This is a genomic window from Acetobacter vaccinii (assembly GCF_008365315.1).
GTDB classification, from domain to species: Bacteria; Pseudomonadota; Alphaproteobacteria; order Acetobacterales; family Acetobacteraceae; genus Acetobacter; species Acetobacter vaccinii.
The window spans coordinates 1139964-1157500 of the sequence record NZ_CP043506.1 but is presented as its reverse complement, the minus strand read 5'-3'; the positions used below and the strand labels follow the sequence as shown (position 1 = coordinate 1157500).

14 protein-coding genes and 1 riboswitch are annotated in these 17537 nt (G+C 62.9%); of the genes, 9 read left to right on the top strand and 5 right to left on the bottom strand.

Annotated elements, in window-relative coordinates:
- Positions 1 to 122: 122 nt before the first annotated feature.
- The 4 genes from FLP30_RS05070 to FLP30_RS05055 form a co-directional block, all read right to left on the bottom strand.
- A complete protein-coding gene (locus tag FLP30_RS05070; protein WP_149278863.1) occupies positions 123 to 1094 on the bottom strand; it encodes an NAD-dependent epimerase/dehydratase family protein in 972 nt (323 codons plus the stop codon).
- A 120-nt stretch (positions 1095 to 1214) separates the two neighbouring features.
- Positions 1215 to 1691: a DUF192 domain-containing protein gene (locus tag FLP30_RS05065; RefSeq protein ID WP_246856625.1), complete on the bottom strand. Its 477-nt coding sequence runs from the start codon at positions 1689 to 1691 to the stop codon at positions 1215 to 1217.
- A 38-nt stretch (positions 1692 to 1729) separates the two neighbouring features.
- Positions 1730 to 2404 (bottom strand): MBL fold metallo-hydrolase, encoded by a 675-nt coding sequence (locus FLP30_RS05060; protein WP_149278861.1) that lies wholly within the window; start codon positions 2402 to 2404, stop codon positions 1730 to 1732.
- A 31-nt stretch (positions 2405 to 2435) separates the two neighbouring features.
- Positions 2436 to 2840: a baeRF12 domain-containing protein gene (locus tag FLP30_RS05055; RefSeq protein WP_149278860.1), complete on the bottom strand. Its 405-nt coding sequence runs from the start codon at positions 2838 to 2840 to the stop codon at positions 2436 to 2438.
- Positions 2841 to 3063: 223 nt separating this feature from the next.
- Here FLP30_RS05055 and FLP30_RS05050 point away from each other — a divergent pair, with 223 nt between their 5' ends.
- The 3 genes from FLP30_RS05050 to FLP30_RS05040 all read left to right on the top strand — a co-directional run bounded on the left by FLP30_RS05050 (position 3064) and on the right by FLP30_RS05040 (position 7008).
- Complete coding sequence (locus FLP30_RS05050; RefSeq protein ID WP_149278859.1) at positions 3064 to 3414, top strand: RidA family protein; 351 nt, start codon at positions 3064 to 3066, stop codon at positions 3412 to 3414.
- 392 nt (positions 3415 to 3806) lie between these two features.
- Positions 3807 to 4535 carry a CHAP domain-containing protein gene (locus FLP30_RS05045; RefSeq protein WP_210419314.1) on the top strand — a complete coding sequence of 243 codons (729 nt, stop codon included), beginning with the start codon at positions 3807 to 3809 and terminating at the stop codon, positions 4533 to 4535.
- Between the two features lie 694 nt (positions 4536 to 5229).
- On the top strand, positions 5230 to 7008 hold the full coding sequence (locus tag FLP30_RS05040; protein ID WP_149278858.1) for a putative bifunctional diguanylate cyclase/phosphodiesterase: 1779 nt from the start codon (positions 5230 to 5232) through the stop codon (positions 7006 to 7008).
- Positions 7009 to 7104: 96 nt separating this feature from the next.
- Here FLP30_RS05040 and FLP30_RS05035 read toward each other — a convergent pair whose 3' ends face one another.
- Positions 7105 to 8037, bottom strand: a complete 933-nt coding sequence (locus FLP30_RS05035) for a LysR family transcriptional regulator (RefSeq protein WP_149278857.1) — start codon at positions 8035 to 8037, stop codon at positions 7105 to 7107.
- Positions 8038 to 8141: 104 nt separating this feature from the next.
- Here FLP30_RS05035 and FLP30_RS05030 point away from each other — a divergent pair, with 104 nt between their 5' ends.
- The 6 genes from FLP30_RS05030 (at position 8142) to gcvP (ending at position 17444) form a co-directional block, all read left to right on the top strand.
- Entirely contained in the window at positions 8142 to 10937 is a 2796-nt protein-coding gene (locus FLP30_RS05030) for a hypothetical protein (protein WP_149278856.1), read from the top strand.
- 133 nt (positions 10938 to 11070) lie between these two features.
- Complete coding sequence (gene speD, locus FLP30_RS05025) at positions 11071 to 11538, top strand: adenosylmethionine decarboxylase (RefSeq protein WP_149278855.1); 468 nt, start codon at positions 11071 to 11073, stop codon at positions 11536 to 11538.
- Positions 11539 to 11644: 106 nt separating this feature from the next.
- Positions 11645 to 12517 (top strand): polyamine aminopropyltransferase, encoded by an 873-nt coding sequence (gene speE, locus FLP30_RS05020; RefSeq protein ID WP_149278854.1) that lies wholly within the window; start codon positions 11645 to 11647, stop codon positions 12515 to 12517.
- A gap of 62 nt (positions 12518 to 12579) precedes the next feature.
- Positions 12580 to 12667, top strand: a riboswitch (glycine riboswitch).
- Positions 12668 to 12811: 144 nt separating this feature from the next.
- Complete coding sequence (gene gcvT, locus FLP30_RS05015; protein ID WP_149278853.1) at positions 12812 to 13948, top strand: glycine cleavage system aminomethyltransferase GcvT; 1137 nt, start codon at positions 12812 to 12814, stop codon at positions 13946 to 13948.
- Between the two features lie 79 nt (positions 13949 to 14027).
- Positions 14028 to 14393 (top strand): glycine cleavage system protein GcvH, encoded by a 366-nt coding sequence (gene gcvH, locus FLP30_RS05010; RefSeq protein ID WP_149278852.1) that lies wholly within the window; start codon positions 14028 to 14030, stop codon positions 14391 to 14393.
- Between the two features lie 120 nt (positions 14394 to 14513).
- The gene (gene gcvP / locus FLP30_RS05005; RefSeq protein ID WP_149278851.1) at positions 14514 to 17444 is read left to right on the top strand and encodes an aminomethyl-transferring glycine dehydrogenase; all 2931 of its coding nucleotides are present in this window, start codon (positions 14514 to 14516) and stop codon (positions 17442 to 17444) included.
- Positions 17445 to 17537 lie beyond the last annotated feature (93 nt).

Here is a 17537-nt window from a genome sequence, read left to right as displayed (position 1 = left end):
AGTCAACCCCCGCACTAAATTAATCTCAAACTCCCAGAAAATAAGGAAAAACCAACTCCAAACCCGAGTCATAAACCCACAAAAACAAACAAAATCACCCTATCCGAAAGATTACAAAACGGTCATGTTTGACATTGATGCTGCTTAAACCAGCTTACAAAGTGCTCCACACCTTCCTGAAGGCAGATTTTGGGGCTCCAGCCTGTTAGGGCACGGATGGTGCTGATATCGGCCCATGTCCGCTCCACATCGGCATCCGGGCGGGGGCGCAGGGCTATCTGCGCCTTGCGGCCCAGGGCCTGCTCCAGCAGGGACACTAGACAGCGGACAGATTCCGGCCTGTCGTTGCCGATATTGAGCACCCGGGCACCCCCACGTTCTGGCGGATGCTCAAACACCTCAAGCACGGCGCGCACGACATCCGTAATATAAGTAAAGTCCCGCTGGAGGTCGCCACCGTCATACAGTGTCAGCGGCGTGCCTTCGGTAATGGCCCTGGCAAAGCTGTAATACGCCATATCGGGCCGCCCCCATGGGCCATAGATGGTGAAGAACCGCAGCCCTGTCTGCGGCAGACCATACAGATAGCTGTAGGCAGAGGATGTCAGCTCGGCACTGCGTTTGCTGACAGCATAGAACGACCCCGGCGCATCCACCGGATCGCTCTCGCTAAAGGGGAGCTTTGTATTGCGCCCGTAAACGGACGATGAGGACGCATAAACTAGATGCTCCAGCCGGTTCAGCCTGCGGGCAAACTCCAGCACCGCAACCTGACCGCGCACGTTGGCATCGGCAAAGGCATATGGGTCTTGCAGGGAATACCGCACCCCGGCCTGAGCCGCAAAATGGAAGACCCCACGGATATCGGGCTCCCGCGCAGCAAGACCGGGCAGAAAGCCCTCGGTGTTCAGATCCGCCTCATGGAACTCAAAACCGGGATGATGGCGCAGCAGTGCCAGCCGGGCCTGTTTGAGAGTGGGCGTGTAATAGGCGTTCAGACTATCCACGCCAATCACGCGCTCCCCCCGTTCCAGCAAGGCGCGTGTTACGTGAAATCCCACAAATCCGGCCGCGCCGGTTACCAGAAGCGTCAAGATCGCAGCCTTATTGCTTGGAGCCTGCCCGCAGGACATTCAATGCCCTGTCCGGGACAGCCCCCCGCCTGCCAGATAACCCAGCCCAGCCGGAACACCGGGCCGGGCTGTCTCTGTTCCTTACTTGAGGGACGCGGCTTCCACCTTATCCCCAACAACGATACCCAGCTTGGCCGTGGTGCCCCCGGCCAGTTCCAGTGTTGCCACAACCGGCCCATGGCTGCTGATATGCGCCAGACTTTGCGGCACCGCATTTTCAGTAATGGCCTGAATGCGCTTGTCGGAACCGATAAACACGATGTCCAGCGGGACAAGGGTGTTGCGCATCCACATCTCGCTTTGCTGCGGCTGCCCCCAGGGGAACAGCATGCCCCCAGTTGGCGCAACAGCGGTGCGGAACATCTCCCCCACCTGCTGCTGGCGTGGGGTGGTGGCCACCTCCACTGTAAAAACATGCCGCCCGTTGGCCGAAACAATGGCCAGTTCCTGCGTGGGCAGAGTAGCCTGGGCCTGTGTTGGCTCGCCCCCTTCCTCGGCTGCAAGAACGGGCAGGGTGCTGACTGTCAGCCCCGCCACCAGACCGGCCATAAGGCCCATGCACAGTTTACGCCGCACCGTTTGTTTCCTCTTCCGCTTCATGCACCCGTAAGAAACGGGTTGCCTGCCCGCTCCGCCCCAAGGGAGGATGCACCGCCATGCCCCGGAATGATGATAATGTCATCCCCCAGAGGCAGCAGTTTTTCCTTTATCGAGCGGACAAGAAGCGGACCATCCCCGTAGGCAAAATCCGTCCGGCCAACCGTGCCCCGGAACAACACGTCGCCCACAAAGGCTACCCGGGCCTGCTCGTCCACCAGCACCACATGCCCCGGCGTATGCCCGGGCACATGCAACACCCGCAAGGCGCGGCCCACAACATGCAGGGTGTCACCATTCTGCGTGTAGCGGTCCACCTGGGCGTTTTCCAGATCTGTCAGGCCAAAGTGGCGGGCCTGATCAACGATGGAGGACAGCAGAAAAGCATCCTCCTGCGTTGGGCCGACAACCTCGGGCGCAGGCTGACCCTGCGCCACCAGCCCACGACACAGCGCCGCAACCCCGCCCGCATGGTCAAGATGGCCATGGGTCAGGGCTATGGTTTCGACCTCCAGCCCCTTGTCAGCCACAAAGGCCAGCAGGGTCTGGACATCTCCGCCAGGGTCCACCACCAGGGCGCGGCGCGTGGCCTCGTCCCACAGGATGGAGCAGTTCTGGCGGAACGGCGTGACCGGAATAATGGTGAGCTGCATGCCCGGATAGGCAACATGCATACGTCTTGTCTCCCTCTACCGCCGGGGCACCTCAGCCCGGCAGAACCCAGCCCGTAGCCGGAATGTCAAAATGCGTGCGCAGGTCATGCGCGGGGATACCGCCCAGGTCTTTGGACAGGCCAACAAGCAGCTTGGCTGTCGCGGCCTTGTCCAGATGGCTGCGGATACTGTGCAGCACAGGGGCGGGGGCAGCCAGCACAAACCCTGCGGCCTTGCCGACCATGCCGTTCATTTCCTCGGCGACAACGCGGCCAAACGCATCACGGTCCCGATCAGCCGGGGTCGCACCAGCGGGCAGTTTGCCGGGCGTGCCTTCGTGCCCGTGGCTGCCAAACTCATGCACGACGCGTAGTGCCGTGCCGGTATCGTGCAGGAACCGCACGCCTGCTGCATCGGCCACAACGTAAACAACCAGTCCGTCCTGAGCTTCCGTCATCGACAGTTTCCTTTCCGCTGTCTGAACGGGCGGCACGCCACAGGGGCATCCGCCCTTCTGACAGTGATTACAGAATGTGCCCGAAAGGGCCAGCCCCCACCGGGATGGAGGCAACCATGACACAGGTGGTTGACCGCGCGACAGGACACGCCAAAAACTGTCCCCTGTACCGCGCCGGTTTGGGCCGGTGCCAAGACTTTATAGGAAAAAGAGAACACATCCGATGAGCAAGATCCTGCGTACCAACCCCAACCCCGTCCTGTCCGCCGCTGTGGAATATCATGGCTTTGTGTTCACCCAGGGCGTTGTGGCCCGCAACCTCGACCTGGATGTCGAAGGCCAGACCCGCGACGTGCTGGAACAGATCGACACCCTGCTGGAGCAGCACGGCACCGACAACACCCGCCTGCTGCAGGCCCAGATCTGGCTGAAGGACATCAACGACCGCGACACGCTGAACAAGGTGTGGAGCGCATGGCTGCCGGAAAACGGTGCCCCTGTGCGCGCCTGTGTGCAGGCCGTTCTGGCTGACCCGCGCATGCTGGTCGAAATCATGCTGATCACGACCAAATAAGCCAGACCGTGGCCCACCCCTGTGCCTGGCGCAGTGGGTGGGCCACACGCCTACCCACTGGTGCCCCCGAAAACCGTGGCACTGAAGCCACAGCCGTGTCGAATCCCCAACACGTCGGAACCTGCACCCTGCCCACAGGCTGCCTGAGCCTGTTCCCGTAAAATCCAAAAAATAAAACGAATTAGGGTGAATTTGTGGCGGATTATAGGAATTATTTCCTATAATCTCATTTTAAGAGCGGCCAGAATTGCAAACCGTTTGTTCCGCCTTTTTGCTCCGCAATGAGAGCTTGCCTGATCTGCATGAACGTTTATAGGTGGTCTCAGTCTTAAGGTCAGGCTCGCGAAAAACCCAGGAAAGGTGGAACACCTATGCGACATGGACGGTCTAGAATGCAAAAACTGAAGCTGGCCGTTCTGTCCGTTTTGTCCGCCTCCGCTTTCATCACCGCAGCCGACGCCCGCAGCAGCCATTCTGCTGCACACCATGCCACCACGCACCACGCCGTGGCACACCACAACGTGCACAATACCGCATTCCACGTTCCTGCCCGTCGCGGCCATAGCCATGGCTACACACGCACTGCCATGAGCCATCATTATGGCCATGTCATCCAGTGCGTTGCCTATGCCAAAAGCGCCTCCGATGTTGTGCTGCGTGGCAATGCGCGGGACTGGTGGCATAACGCTGCCGGTGTGTATGACCGTGGCCATGCACCGGAATCGGGCAGTGTGCTGAACTTCCGCGCTACACGCCGCATGCCGCTGGGCCATGTGGCTGTTGTCCGCAATGTTATTGACAACCGCACCATCACCATCGACCAGTCCCACTGGGCACAGGCCGGTGTCAGCCGCAACGTGAACGTTATTGACGTGTCACCCAACAATGACTGGTCGGCCGTGCGCGTGTCGCTTAACAGCCGCTCGGGCACCTATGGGTCCATCTACCCGACCTATGGCTTTATTTACGGCCACCACAACACCAATGCCCCGGCCCCCGACCTGCGCCAGCAGGTTATGACAGCCTGGGCCAAGCGTGATGTTGGCACTCAGGTTGCTCAGGCTCCGGCCGTCGTCCCGCCTGCACAGGGTGGCGAGCATATTACCTTCAACGACGAATAACGCGTCGGAACTCTGACCGGGTTTTATGGCGACTGCCCCGACAGGGACAGTGACCATAAAACCACCAGTTTCCCCTCCCAAGATTCTTAACCCTGCCTGCCCGCTCCGGGTTGGCAGGTTTTTTTGCGGCTGATTGGCGACGCAAGAAACGGGTTAACCCCCAGCCGCAAGGCGGGATGATTCGGCCCTAACCCACACAAATCCGTGACAAAATCATGTCTGCCAGCCCTGCCCCCTGGCACCACGGGCTGCATTTTGGTCTGACCATCGCAGGCGTAGCCGCTGTGCCCGATGGCCCCCTACAAAAAATTTACAGCCTTATATCGTCATATCCGTCCGGGCTTGCACATACACAAGCCAGCATGGCGGAACCTGCTGGCACGCAAAAAACCCAGTCTCCAGCAGGGGCAAAGACCCATGGCCCGTACTGCACAGGGGCTTTACCTGCCGCAGATGACCCCACGCGGCCTCCATCCGGGGCACCGACGCACATGTTACGGCGTAATGAAAATAGCAACCTTATGCCTGGCCCGGCATTTGGTTTATGAAGCCTATGCTAAAGACGCCTGATGATGGCTGACAAGCCCATGAAAAAACGTTAATTTTTCACAAATTTCACGATCGTTAATGATGCTCTCCACCGTTACAGGCCCCACTTCGCACCGGAACCCGAACACTCAGGCATAAATGAATCATGAGCGCGATGAACATACCCGGAAGCTACTATCTGGGCGCTGCCAACGGGGTGGCAGACAACGCGGCACCACAGCGGCCTGACGTGGGACTGTTCCGGCGTATGCTCGACCAGGTGCCGGTCGGGGTGATGATGGTTGACCCCGTCACCTTCCTTATTACCTATGTGAATGACACGGCAGCCACCATCTTCCGCACCCTTCAGGCACTGCTCCCTGTCGGGGGAGAGGGGCTTATTGGCTGTAGCATCGATATTTTCAATGATGTCCTGCCCTACCAGCGCGAACTGATAACAAACCCCGCCAACCTGCCCTATTCCACCCGCCTGCGCCTGGGTGAGGAAGTGCTGGACCTGTCCATTTCCTGCGTGACTGGCCAGGACGGCACCTATGTCGGGCCTATGCTGACATGGTCGCGCGTGACAGCGCAGGTCCGGGCTGAAGAGTCCATGACACGGCTGGCCCGCTACGACATTCTGACAGGGCTACGAAACCGACCGACTTTTTTTGGCGAACTGGCGACCGATCTGGCCCGCCCCCGCCCCCCTGGCACCCCTCCGGCCGACGGCCTGTTTCTGGTCGATCTGGACGGTTTCAAACACGTCAACGACAGCTACGGTCACACGGCGGGCGACACGATCCTGGGCATGGTGGCCCATAAGCTGGAAGTCATCAGCCGCGAGCAGGGAGGCTGTGTTGGCCGCATGGGCGGGGATGAGTTCGCACTGTTCATTCCCGAATGCACGCCCTGCCAGGCCGAACACACAGCCCGCAGCATTATCCGCGCCATGCAGGAACCCCTGACCCTGCCAGAATGGGGCCGCCACCAGATTGGTGTTTCAGTCGGGATTGCCCTTTCCCCCGACCATGGCGCAGACCCCACCACCCTGCTGGCGCATGCCCATATGGCCCTGCACGATGTCAAACAGGGCGGCAAAGGCAGCTACCGTGTTTTTGTGCCGCAGATGAAGCACAAGCACCAGCGCCGCGCCAGCCTGGAAGGGCTGTTGCGTGAGGCCATGCCCCACAAGCGGGATATGTTTGTTTTCTATCAACCCATTGTGGACCTGACGACACGCCGGGTTGTCGCGCGTGAAGCCCTGATCCGCTGGCACCACCCAGAGCGTGGCTGGATTTCACCGGGTGATTTCATTCCCGTTGCCGAGGAAGCCGGGCTTATTCAGGAACTGGATGCCTTTGTCTTCGCCACCGCCTGCCGCGAGGCCGCAAACTGGCAGGACGGAGCCATTGTTGCCACCAATGTTTCTGCCGCCTGCCTGGGCCTTGTCCGCCTGCCCGATCTGGTGCAGGCCGAACTGGCCAGAACCGGCCTGCCCCCTGCCCGGTTGAACATCGAAGTGACGGAAACCGCCCTGCTCCGGCACGAGGCCGACAGCGTGCGCGACCTTCAGACCCTGCATGAAATTGGGGTTGGCATCTGTCTGGATGACTTTGGCACAGGTTTTTCCTCACTGTCGCACCTGCGGTCCTTTCCTTTTGACAAGATCAAGATCGACGGCTCCTTCGTGCAGGATGGTGACGAGCGTGACGACTGCGCTGCCATTGTACGTACCCTCGCCCAACTGGGCAGGACACTGGGGGTCGAGACAGTAGCCGAAGGGGTGGAAACACAAGCCCAGTACGAGCGCGTCAAAGCTGACGGCTGCACCCTGGGGCAGGGCTACTTTTTTGGCAGGCCCGCCCCTTCCAGCGCCGACATGGTCCGGGTGGGTGAAATCATGGAGGCCATGCAGAAGCAGGCGGCCAGCAAAAAAAGCTGACCGACCTGCACAACAGGCGCATGTATTGTTAAGAAAATATTTCAAAAGCTCTTAATAAACGTCACCTTTTAAAAACAGGGTGACACTCAAAGGCCTTTATTCCTTGCAGAAGGACAGGTCCTGCTCCCACGGGGGCACCGGCCCATAACACTCGGCCAGATAATCAATCATGGCCCTTACCTTCAGCGGTGTGCTGATCCCAGGCGCATACACCGCATGCAGGTTGGGGCCCACCAGCGGTGCATAATCAAGGGTCAGCGCCCGCAGGCTGCCGGACTGTAGCTCGTGGCTGACCACAAACACCGGCTGGTACACAATCCCTGCCCCTGCAACGGCGGCCTCTCGCAGGACATCGCCATTATTGGCACACAAGGGGCCGCTGACCGGCACGCTCTTTTCCCCCTTCTGGCCAAAACTCCAGCGGGTCGAGCTGTTAACATCGCTCAGCGTGTAGCCCAGACACTGGTGCTGGCTCAGTTCATCCACCGTGCGGGGGGTGCCTGCCTGCTCAAAATAGGCCGGGGCCCCACACACAACCATACGAATGGCCGCAAGCTTGCGGCTCCGCAACGCGCTGGAGGGCATCTGACGGATCCGTAGGGCAAGGTCCCAGCCTTCCTCTATCAGGTCCACCGGGCGGTCGTTCAGCCCCAGTTCCACCGTGACCTGCGGGTAGCGTTGCCGAAACCCCGGCAGATATGGGGCCACATAACGTATGGCAAAAGAGACCGGCGCATTAACCCGCAACAGCCCGCGCGGTTCACGCTGCTGGTCACCCACCGTCTGCTCCACCGCCTCCATATCGGCCAGTATTTTCTGGCTGCCTTCCAAAAACAGCCGCCCAGCCTCGGTCAGCGACAGCCTGCGTGTGCTGCGGCTGAACAACGGTGTGCCCAGCCGGGTTTCCAGCGCAATAATATGTTTGGTGACCATCGTGGGGGAAAGCCCCAGCACACGCGCGGCCCCGCTAAAGCTGCCTGCACTGACAACCTTCCCGAAAACCTGCATGCTGGTAAAACGGTCCAGCATCGTGCCGCTCCTGTCTGGCGTATCCAAGGCCCACCCAGTCTAGCGGCAGAGGTGGATTTTGTCATGCAGGGGTGGTCTGGGCGAAACAGAAAGGGGCAACCAACGTGGGCACGTCAGCAACCGGGCAGGCACTAAAGGGCGTGGCACGCCAGAATGGCAGGCGGCTGCGCGCGACATTGATGCTGCTGTGCGCGGTGGCAGGCACAGGCACCCCCTCCGCCACCCCGACCCATGCCGCCACAGCACAGGCCCACCCCGCCACCCTGACCCTGCCCTGTGACAGTGCCACAGGGCTGGCCGTGTTCCCCAACGGTGAGAACCTGATTGTGGTGGTGGACAAGCCCCTTGCCCCCCTGACAATGCCCGCAACAGGGCCATTTGCTACCGCGCAGGTTATCCCACTAGCCAATGCCACCCTCCTGCTGCTGGATGCCCACGCCCTGCCCCAGCTCTCCGCTATGCATGACTCCACAGGCTGGCGGCTGACAGCCCAGCCAGACCATGCCGGGCAAGGCCCACGCGGCGTGGCCCTGCCGGGGCTGGTGCTGTTTACCGGCGTGGCCGGGGGCCATGTCATCACCCTGCCTGACGCAACAACCGGTGGGCAGATGCTTGTCGCCACAGCCCCCATTGTGACAGGCGGCACAGCCCGGAGCAGCGGGGCTGGCTATACGCTGCACTCCTCCCTCCAGGGGCTTGTGCTGCCCGACAGCACAGCAGGGCTGGCCCTGCGGGAAACCTCTCGCGGGCCGGTGCTGGAGGCTGTGGGCCTGCACCCCGCCCTTGCGGGTCTGCCCCTGCCACCCGCCAGTTCCGACCCCTTATGGGCCTGGCTGGGACTGGATGACGCCCCCCAGGACGTGCTGGAACAACGCTGGCAGGCTGCCCGCACCGCGCTGGACAAGAGCCTGAAAGATGCCCGCAAAGCCGCACAGGCCGCAGCGCGCAAGGCCCGGCTTGCAGCCCAGCGCAAAGCCGAGCAAGCCGCCCGTGATGCTGAAGAAGCCGCAGCCGAAGTGCATGAGGACACCGCGCCCACACCCCAGCCCCCTGCCAGCAAGCCCCCCCAACCAACGGCCCCCGCCGCCACGGCCGACAATGATGCCGAAACCGTCACCTGGGATACATCCGGCGACCCAGACACCCCCACAGACCCCACCCCACCGCCACAACAGCCCGCTGCCCCGCAACCCGCCCCAGCGACAGCGACAGCGACAGCGACAGCGACAGCGACAGCGACAGCGACAGCCGATACACCGGACGCCCCCCCGCACCAGCCCACCCCTGTTGCAGAAACCCCACCGGCCGACCCGGCGGACGATCAGGCCGAGCCCCCGCCGCCGCCCCGCCGCAAACCCCATGGGAAAAAACCCGCCAGCCCACAGCCCGCCACCCCGGCACTGGCAGCGGTACCCTGGCCCCTGCGCCTGACAGCGGCAAAAGCAGCCTTTGCCGCCGGACACTGGCAGGAAAGCTGGGACCTGCTCCGCGACAGCCCTGCCACACTCCCAACCGGCCCGCATGACCAGAACGCTTGGGCCGTGCCCATTCTGCGCGCCTGTGCTGCCCTGCTGGCTGGCCACCCTGACAACGCAGGCCTGCTGGCCGAGGCTGATGTTCTGGTCGGGCCGGAACTGGCCCCCTGGCGCGCGCTGTTTCTGATGGCCAGCGGTGCGGACAGCACTCTCACCGCCCCGCTGGTGGCCCGCAGTTACCCCATTGTGGCCCACTACCCCATGCCGCTGCGTGCCCTGCTGCTGCCGCGTATGGCCACCTATCTGGCCCGTTTTGGCCCGGCTGACACCCTGGCTGTCCCTGCGCCCCTGCCGGATTCCAGCAGCTTTGCCCTGCCCCGTATCCTGCTGGAACTCCGCGCCGGAGGGGCCGGGCGGGAAGAGACTGCCCGCGTTGCGCTGGAAAACCTGACAGCCTCGGCCTCCGCCACCACAGCTTCCTTCGCCAGGGCCGAACTGGTGGGCCTACTACTGGCCCATGACCGCATAAGCCCCACCATGGCCACCACAGCCTATGCCCACCTGCTGGCCGGGGCGGAAGGCCCGCCCGCAGGGGCGCTGCCTGCCCTGCATCTGGCCCATGCCCGTGCCGCCATACGGGCTGGGCAAATCCCGCAGGCCATAACCGAACTGGCGACCCTGACCCCCGGCGAAACAACACCGACCGACCAGATCCAATCCGCTTGGCGGGAGGTCCTGTACGCCCTCATCTTCACCACCACTCCCCATGACAACGCCCGCACGGCCCTGATCCACCGCACCCTGCCGCAGTTGCAGGACAGCCCCGGTCTGGCCAAGGCCCTCTCGGGCTGGGGCCGCCAGTTGCTGGACAATGACCATGCGGCGGATGCCCTGCCCGTATTGGCCCGCGCCGAATTTCTGGCACGGGACCCCCAGCAAAAAGCTGATACGGCAGAACTGCTGGCCCGGGCCGCGCTGGCAACAGGGCATGTCCAACTGGCTCTGAAAGCTCTGGAACGCGGCGCACAGCCACACCTGCCCACCGACCTGCTGGCCCGCCGCCGGTATGATGAGGCACTGTTGGCCGCCCAGCGGGGAGACATTGCAGGGGCACAAACACTGCTGGCCGAGGACGAATCGGATGCAGGGCTTACCCTGCGTGGCAGCCTGTATGAGCAGGCGCACCAATGGCCCCAGGCCGTGCTTGTGCTTGGCCGTCTGGCCAGCCATGCCCTGCCCGAGCGCGGCAGCCTGACCCCGGCCCAGGCCACCCTGGCGCACAGGCTGGCGGCCGATGCTCTGGCGGCAGGAGATTCAGCAACACTCCAAAGGCTTACGACATGGGTGAACGGGCGCACGCCCCTCCCCCAAACCCCCACACCTCTGACAGCGCCCAGCCCCGCCACACCACCGCGCCAACCATGAAGAGTTGTGAAAAAACGATGACACGTCGCATTTATTACTTGCAAAGCGGGGTATAAGCTTTTACCAAACCGGCTCTTGGCCCAAGGGGGCGATACCCGCCCAACAGGCTGTCTACTGGTTTAGGGGTACGTCGATGAACGCACTTGCTCAACTGGGGATGGTCTCGGAAAACCCGAGCAATAACCAGACAATTTCCGCTCCCGTTGCAACAACGGAAGAAGAGCGTACAGACTACTTCGTAGAACGTGACGGCGAAAAATTCGCAGGCACTCACCTGCTTGTTGACATGTGGGGTGCGAAAAACCTGGATGATCCAGAACGGATCGACCAGACCCTGCGTGAAGCCGCGCTGACAGCCGGGGCCACAATCCTGCACAGCCACTTCCACCACTTCACGCCCAATGGTGGCGTGTCTGGCGTTGTGGTGCTGGCAGAAAGCCACATCTCCATCCACACATGGCCCGAACGCAACTTCGCCGCCGTGGATATCTTCATGTGTGGCGCCTGTGACCCGCATATGGCCATCCCGGTCATGCAGCGGCTGTTCCAGGCCAAGCGGCTTGATGTCAGCGAAGAACGCCGTGGCCGCGTAACGGCCTGAGCATCGGCCAGCACGCACCACGCACGACAGTGTTTTTGAACGGCATGAACCGGCTTTGCCCCACCGCGGGCAAGGCCGGTTCCGCCACGTCCGGGGAATGGCAGTCATGACCGAAACATGGATTGAAGAAACCCTTTACGACAACTGGGGCCAGCGTTTTCGCGTGGTCAAGGAACTGGCGCGCACACGCAGCGCCTTTCAGGACATTGTCGTCTTTGAAAGCGAATCCCACGGCCGCGTGCTGATGCTCGACGGTGTGACGCAGATCACCGAGCGGGACGAATTCGTTTATCAGGAAATGCTCACGCATGTGCCCCTGTTCAGCCACCCCGACCCCAAGCGGGTGCTGATTATTGGTGCCGGTGATGGCGGCGTGCTGCGCCGCGTGCTTGAACACCCTGGTGTGGAAAAGGCCGTCATGGTCGAAATCGATGGCACTGTCATCGAACTTTCCAAACAGCACCTCCCCTCCATCGCGCAGGACGCCTGGGACAACCCCAGAGCAGAAGTGATCGTGGGTGATGGGATCGACTACGTGGCCCGCGCGGCCGACGGGTCGTTTGATGTCATTATCGTGGACAGCACCGACCCGATCGGGGTGGGCGAAGTCCTGTTTACCGACTCATTTTACGAACACTGTGCCCGGGTGCTCAGCGCACAGGGGCTTATTGTCAACCAGTGCGGCGTGCCCTTCATGCAGGCGGACGAACTGCACGACACCAGCGTGCGGCGCGCGCGCTTCTTCCCGCAGGTTTCGGCCTATGTGGCGGCTGTGCCGACCTATGTTGGCGGCTTTATGACCCTGGGCATTGCCTCCAAGGGCGAAAGCCTGGCCAAGCAGGATGTCGAGCAGGTGCGTGCACGCGCCCGTGCCGCAGGGCTGGAAGGCAAGACCCAGTACTGGACGCCTGAAATCCATGTCGGGTCGTTTAATCTGCCGCCCTATATTGCCCGCCACCTGCCCGGCACAAAGGCCTGACGCACGCCACCTGCGCGCCCTTTGCACAGCATTGACTTGCCGTGAAAAGGGTGCGACGGTGCGCCCGCGCAGAGGGAGAGACTGGCCCAGAGCCAGCGCCGAAGGAGCAACCGCCCCGGAAACTCTCAGGCAAAAGGACCCTGCGCTTTAAACTTCTGGAGAGAGGTGCTTAGCCGCACCCGCCGACGGGATAGCGATCTCAGGCACAAGGCACAGAAGGGGCATGGGACCATACGGTCCGGTGCCCTTTTTTTATGTACGGATCAGGGTCCGGGCCTTTGCTGGAAGCGGCGCATGGATACGGACTCTCTCCACCGGACACCCCTCTACACCCTCCATCTTGAGCACGGGGGCCGCATGGTCCCCTTTGCGGGCTATGCCATGCCAGTGCAGTACGCACCGGGCATTATGGCCGAGCACCGGCATGTGCGCGCACAGGCCGGGCTTTTTGATGTCTCCCACATGGGCCAGGTGCGCCTGCGCGCACGCTCCGGCGTGGTGGAAGACGCAGCCCTGGCGCTGGAACGCCTTGTCCCGGCCGATATTGTGGCCCTGCGCCCCGGCCGCCAGCGCTACACGCAGTTTACCAACCCCGCAGGCGGTATTCTGGACGATCTGATGGTCATCCGTGAGGCCGACAGCCTGCTGCTGGTGATCAACGCAGCCTGCAAGGCCGCCGATATTGCCCATCTGCGCGCCCATCTGGACGACAGTTGCACCATAGAGCCGCTGGACACGCACGCCCTGCTGGCGCTGCAAGGCCCCATGGCCGAGCAGGCTCTGGCCACACTGGCCCCCGCCGTGCAGGACATGGCCTTTATGGACGTGCAGACCCTGACACTGGCCGGGGTCGCCTGTGTTGTTTCGCGCTCGGGCTATACGGGCGAGGACGGGTTTGAAATTTCCATCCCCGCCACCCATGCCCAAACCCTGGCCCGCACCCTGCTGGACCTGCCCTATGTCTGGCCCATTGGCCTTGGCGCACGCGACAGCCTGCGGCTAGAAGGCGGGCTGTGTCTGTATGGCGCGGATATTGATGAAACCACCACCCCGGTGGAAGCCGCGCTGGAATGGTCCATCCAGAAAAGCCGCCGCACGGGGGGGGCCCGCGCAGGGGGCTTTCCGGGGGCCGAAATCATTCTGGCCCAGTTGCAAGACGGCACCACCCGCCGCCGTGTTGGCCTGCGGCCCGAAGGGCGCGCCCCTGTCCGCGGCGGTGCGCCCCTGTATGCCACCCCGGCTCTGGCTGAAAAGCTGGGGACTGTCACCTCCGGCGGGTTTGGCCCCACGGTGGATGCCCCGGTGGCCATGGGCTACGTGGCCACCCCACAGGCCGCCCCAGGCACCGTAGTGGCGGCGGAACTGCGGGGCCGGGCTGTTGCCTGCACCGTCAGCCCGCTGCCGTTCGTCCCTGCGGGTTTCCGCCGCTAGTTTTTGATCCTTCGGGCGTGGATACGCCCTTTTCCAGACCATTTTCATAGCCGCACACAGATGTGCAGGAGCAAAACCCATGACCGTCTATTACACATCCGAACACGAATGGCTGCGTATCGAAGGCGAAGAGGCCATTGTCGGCATTACCCGCCACGCCGCCGACGCGCTGGGCGAACTGGTGTTTGTTGAGGCCCGCCCCAACGGCACCACCGTCAAGGCCGGTGAGGCCGCCGCAGTTGTGGAATCCGTCAAGGCGGCATCGGACATCTATGCCCCGGTCGATGGCGAGATTATCGGCAGCAACCCCGCCCTGGCGGACGACCCTGCCCAGATCAGCAACGACCCGGAAGGGGCTGGCTGGATTTTCCGCCTGCGTCTCAGCACGCCTGACCAGTTGAGCGGCCTGCTGGATGCTGCGGCCTATCAGGCGCTGATCGCCTAACGCTGTGGTGCTCTGCCTGCGGGTGGCTTTTACCAGCCCTGCCCGCAGGCGGGCCAGACTACCCGGTGGCGGGGGCCGCCCCTGCCCTGTTTCTGCGTCTCCCTTTCCAGGAAGAACTCCATGTATTCCCACGCTTCCGGCCCCAACCCTGTGGCAGGCCAGGGCCTCGATGCCCTGCCCGCCTTTGCGGGCCTCAAGGCGGCCCCCGGCGCGTTTGCCGCACGCCACATCGGCCCCACCCCGCATGATCAGGACACCATGCTGCGCGCCCTTGGCGTGGCATCGCTCGACGCGCTGACAGACCAGACCCTGCCTGCCGCCATCCGCACCACCGCGCCCATGGGCCTGGGGGATGGCTGGAGCGAAACCGCCGTGCTGGACCACCTGCGCGCGCTGGCAGACCAGAACACCGTGCTGACATCGCTGATCGGGCAGGGCTATTACGGCACCATCCTGCCTGCGGTCATCCAGCGCAATATTCTCGAAAACCCGGCCTGGTACACAGCCTACACACCCTACCAGCCCGAAATCAGCCAGGGCCGGCTGGAAGCCCTACTGAACTTCCAGACCATGGTGACAGAGCTGACGGGGCTGGACATTGCCAATGCCTCGCTGCTGGACGAAGCCACGGCTGCGGCCGAGGCCATGGCACTGGCCCGGCGTGTTGCCACCAGCCGCGCCACTGCCTTTTTTGTTGATGCCCAGTGCCACCCCCAGACCATCGCGGTGCTGAAAACCCGCGCCGAGCCTATGGGCTTTGGCATTATTGTGGGCAACCCCGCCACCGACCTGACTGCGGCTGATGTATTTGGCGCGATTGTGCAGTACCCCGGCACATCGGGCCAGATTACCGACCCCCGCCCGGTTATTGAGGCCCTGCACGCTGCCGGTGCCATTGCCGTTGTGGCCGCAGACCCGCTGGCCCTGACCGTGCTGGCAGCCCCCGGCACTCTGGGGGCGGATATTGCCATTGGCTCCACCCAGCGTTTTGGCGTGCCCATGGGCTTTGGTGGCCCCCACGCAGCCTATATGGCCGTGCGCGACGCCTACAAGCGCAGCATGCCGGGCAGGCTTGTTGGTGTGTCTGTTGATAGTGAAGGCCGCCCTGCCTACCGGCTGGCGCTGCAAACGCGCGAACAGCATATCCGGCGGGAAAAGGCGACCTCCAACATCTGCACAGCGCAGGTGCTGCTGGCCGTTATTGCCGGGATGTATGCTGTCTACCATGGGCCGGACGGGCTGGTTGCCATCGCCCGGCGCGTGCATGGTCTGGCCGCCACACTGGCCGCAGGGCTGCGCGCTCTGGGGTGCGTGGTGGAAACCGAGCACTTCTTTGACACCATCACCGTACAGGCTGGCGACAACGCCCCCGCCCTGCTCGAACGCGCCCGCGCAGCAGGCATGAACCTGCGTGACAGTGGGGCTGGCCGGGTTGGCATCAGTTTGGATGAAACCTCCAGCGCGCGGACTGTGCTGGCCGTATGGTCTGTTTTCTGCACCGACAGCACCCGCGTCGCCCAGGTGGCCCAGACCCTGCCCGCAAGCCCCGCTGCCCTCCCCGCTGGGCTGGACCGTGCGGCCCCCTTCATGCAGCAGGCCGTGTTCCGCTCCTGCCGGTCGGAAACCGATATGCTGCGCTACCTGCGCCGCCTGTCGGACAAGGATCTGGCGCTGGACCGCACCATGATCCCGCTGGGGTCCTGCACCATGAAGCTGAACGCCACGGTGGAAATGCTGCCCATCACCTGGCCCGGCTTTTGCGACCTGCACCCCTTTGCTCCAGCTGATCAGGCGCGGGGTTATCAGGCACTGCTGGCAGATCTGGAACGCTGGCTTTGTGCCATCAGCGGGTATGATGCTGTGTCCTTCCAGCCCAATTCCGGCGCGCAGGGGGAATATGCGGGGCTGCTGGCCATTCGCGCCTACCACCGCGCCAGAGGGGATGAGGGGCGGACTGTCTGCCTGATCCCGGCCTCGGCCCATGGTACCAACCCGGCATCGGCCCAGATGGCAGGCATGCAGGTTGTGGTTGTCCGCTGCGACACCCACGGCAATATCGACCTCGAAGATATGCGCGCCAAGGTTGCTGCCCATGCGGCAACACTGGCGGCAGTCATGATCACCTACCCCTCGACCCATGGTGTGTTTGAAGAAAACATGCGCACCATCTGCGATCTGGTGCATGACGCCGGAGGGCAGGTGTATGTTGATGGCGCCAATATGAACGCACAGGTGGGCCTGGCCCGCCCGGCGGATTACGGCGGCGATGTCAGCCATTTCAACCTGCACAAAACCTTCTGCATCCCGCATGGCGGGGGCGGCCCCGGTATGGGCCCGATTGGCGTGCGCGCCCATCTGGCCCCCTACCTGCCCACCAACCCGACCAGCCCGCAGGCGCTGGCGGTCAGCGCGGCCCCGTTTGGCTCGGCCTCCATCCTCCCGATTTCCTGGGCATATATCCGCCTGATGGGGGATGACGGGCTCAAACGCGCAACACAGGTGGCAATCCTGAATGCCAACTACATTGTCAGCCGCCTGTCCGAGGCCTACCCCGTGCTGTACCGGGGTGCGCAGGGCCGTGTGGCGCATGAGTGCATTCTGGACCTGCGGCCCATCAAGGACAGCACCGGGGTCAGTGTTGATGACATTGCCAAGCGGCTGGTGGATTTTGGCTTCCATGCCCCCACGGTCAGCTTTCCGGTTGCGGGCACGGTCATGATCGAGCCGACGGAATCCGAAGGGCTGGCCGAGCTTGATCGTTTCTGCAACGCCATGCTGGCCATCCGTGCGGAAGTTTCGGCCATTGAGCAGGGGGAAACCGCAGTAGAGCACTCTGCCCTACGCCATGCCCCCCATACGGCTGCAACGGTGACTGCCGATGTCTGGCCGCACCCCTATACCCGCCAGCAGGGGGCTTTTCCGCCCGGTGTACACCCTGCCACCAAATACTGGCCGCCGGTCAGCCGGATTGATAACGTTTACGGCGACCGCAACCTTGTCTGCTCCTGCCCGCCCCTGTCGGAGTGGGAGGACACTGCCACCCCGGCCTGAAGGTAGGGCTGGCTAACAGTCTGATACAGAAAAGGGGTGCAGTCGGGATAACCGGCTGCACCCCTTTTTTCTGGCCTGTTCTTTTTGTCAGGG